The 2576-nt window shown below is 71.0% G+C and carries 3 protein-coding genes; all 3 read left to right on the top strand.

The genetic code is table 11. From position 1 onward, the window contains the following. The first annotated feature begins 186 nt into the window (after window positions 1-186). The gene (locus ACFUO4_RS01335) at window positions 187-1038 is read left to right on the top strand and encodes an alpha/beta fold hydrolase (protein ID WP_383478522.1); all 852 of its coding nucleotides are present in this window, start codon (window positions 187-189) and stop codon (window positions 1036-1038) included. Window positions 1039-1129: 91 nt separating this feature from the next. Continuing rightward, the gene (locus ACFUO4_RS01330) at window positions 1130-2179 is read left to right on the top strand and encodes an NADP-dependent oxidoreductase (RefSeq protein ID WP_383478519.1); all 1050 of its coding nucleotides are present in this window, start codon (window positions 1130-1132) and stop codon (window positions 2177-2179) included. 45 nt (window positions 2180-2224) lie between these two features. After that, a partial coding sequence (locus tag ACFUO4_RS01325; protein ID WP_383478516.1) for a MerR family transcriptional regulator occupies window positions 2225-2576 on the top strand: 352 nt, incomplete at its 3' end.

Here is a 2576-nt window from a genome sequence, read left to right as displayed (position 1 = left end):
GGGCTCACTCTGCTCACCGCGCTCACCGGGCTCACTCTGCTCACCGCGCTCACCGGGCTCACCGGGCCTCGACCTGGTCACCTGGGGCTCACCACCTGAAGGGAAAGTGCCGTCTTGGGCGGATCAGGCTAGTTCCCTAGCGTGACCTTGTCACCGATCCACACCACCCTTCAGGAGACCCCCGCCATGCCTGAGCTGCGACGCATCCCGGTCAACGGTGTCGAACTGAACGTCGCCCTCGCCGGGTCGGGCCCGGCTGTCCTGTTGCTGCACGGCTTCCCGCACACCTGGGAGGTGTGGACGGAGGTCATGGCCGACCTGGCCACCCGCCACCGGGTCATCGCTCCGGACCTGCGAGGATTCGGCGCGAGCGGCCGGGCCGCCTCCGGGTATGACGCGGGCACCCTGGCCGAGGACGCCGCGGCGCTGCTCGCCGCACTCGACGTCTCCTCGGCCGCGGTGGTGGGCATCGACGCCGGTGTGGCGCCGGCCTTCCTCCTCGCCCTGCGCCGGCCCGGTCTCGTCCGGCGCCTCGTCGTCATGGAGGCCGTGCTGGGCGGGCTGGCCGGCGCCGAGGACTTCCTCGCCGACGGACCGCCGTGGTGGTTCGGCTTCCACTCCGCCGCACCCGCCCTGGCCGAGACCGTGATCGAGGGACACGAGGCGGACTACGTCGACTGGTTCCTGCGCACCGGCACGCTCGGCGACGGGGTGCCCCCCGCTGTGCGCGACGCCTTCGTCCGCGCGTACACCGGCCGCCAGGCGTTGAGCTGCGCGTTCTCGTACTACCGGGCCCTGCCCGAGAGCGCGGTGCAGATCGAGCGGGCAGTCGCCACCGCCCGACTGACGGTGCCGACCATGGCGCTGGGCGCCCGGCCCGTCGGTACGGCGCTGGAACGCCAGCTCCGCCCGTTCACCGACGATCTCACCGGGCACGTCATCGAGGACTGCGGCCACATCATCCCGCTGCACCGGCCACGTGCCCTGCTCACCCTGCTGCGCCCGTTCCTGGCCGGCGAAGACGTGCGAGCGGCATGACAGGGGGCCGGCGCACGCTGGGTGGGCGCGGGCGTCTCATCTGCGAAAGGGGGTTGACCTTCACGCATAGGTCAATGCCTAGCGTCCCCGTATGAAGTCCTCTGCGAAGAACGCTTCGTTGCTTACTGTGTCCCGCCTGCCCGGCACGGGTTTGGAGGTCCGCCTCGCCGCACGGCCCGTCGGGCTCCCGACCCCGGACCATTTCGACATCGTCGAGGCCGACGTCCAGGCCCCCGCACCGGGCCAGGTGCAGGTCAGAAACCTGTTCATGTCACTCGACCCCGGCATGCTCATGCTGATCGCGGGCCGGTCCGCGCTGCCGATGCCGCCCTATGAGGTGGGCGAGGTGATGTACGGGGACGCGCTCGGCGAGGTGGTCGCCTCGGCAGACCCGTCGCTGAGCGAAGGAGAGCTGGTGGTGCACCGGTTCGGCTGGCGGGAGTACGCCGTGGCCGAGGCCAGTGCGTTCCGCCGCGTGGACAGGGCCGCTTACCCCAGCCCGTCGATGCACTTGGGATTCGGGCTGGTCGCCTACGTAGGGCTCATGGACGCGGCAGGGCTGCGACCGGGCGACACCGTCTTCGTCTCCAGCGCAGCTGGAGCGACGGGGAGCATGGCGGGTCAGATCGCCCGGCTCAAGGGAGCCCGCCGGGTGATCGGAAGCGCAGGCTCGGCTGCCAAGGTGGCCCACCTGACCGACAAGCTCGGATTCGACGCGGCCTTCGACTACCACGACGGCCCCGTGCTCGACCGGTTGCGCGAGGCGGCCCCGGACGGCATCGACGTCTACTTCGACAACGTGGGAGGCGAGCAACTGCGCGCCGCCATCGAGGTCATGAAGGTGCACGGCCGGATCGCGGTCTGCGGAGCCCTCAACCGGCAGCGCACTGCCCGCCCCGACGAGGGTCCCGGTGACCTGCTGAGTGTCCTGGGCAAACGCCTGACCATCCGTGGCTTCACCCTGTGGGACCACCTGGACCGGGCCGCGGAGTTCGGCGAACAGTTCCGCGGCTGGCTGCGCGAGGGGGCCATCGTCTACGACGAGACAGTGATCGGCGGCCTGGAGCGCGCGCCCGAGGCACTCCTGGACCTCGTCCGCGGCCGGCACACCGGGAAGACCGTGGTCCGCCTCGGGAGTTGACCGCAAGGTATACGTCACGCCTGACAATCACCCCGGAGGGGCCACGTGTTGATCGGTGAACTCGCCGCACAGACAGCGACCACGACGCGCGCCCTGCGCTACTACGAGGAGCAGGGCCTACTGGAGTCCGACCGGTCGCCGTCGGGCTACCGCGTCTACGGCCCGCATGCGGTGACCAGGGTCCGAAACGTCCGCGACCTGCTCGCCTCCGGGTTCACCGTGGACAACGTCAAGTCCTTCGTGCGCTACCTTGACACCGACCTGCCGGAGGTCTTCGAGTACTCGCCGTTGTGGGCCGGCCGGCCGCGCGCGGGGGGCCCACCGGGGGGGGGGAGAGCAGGGGATAGAGCCACCCCGCCGAACCGGGGGGCCGCCCCCCACAGACCCGGGGCCCGGG

The organism is Streptomyces sp. NPDC057280, from assembly GCF_042668605.1.
Taxonomy (GTDB): Bacteria; Actinomycetota; Actinomycetes; order Streptomycetales; family Streptomycetaceae; genus Streptomyces.
This window is presented reverse-complemented; position numbering and strand designations above follow the sequence as displayed.

Bases quoted from the DNA above. Each gene is read 5' to 3' on its own strand.
- ACFUO4_RS01335 (WP_383478522.1), top strand. From the start codon at position 187: ATGCCTGAGCTGCGACGCATCCCGGTCAACGGTGTCGAACTGAACGTC.
- ACFUO4_RS01330 (WP_383478519.1), top strand. From the start codon at position 1,130: ATGAAGTCCTCTGCGAAGAACGCTTCGTTGCTTACTGTGTCCCGCCTG.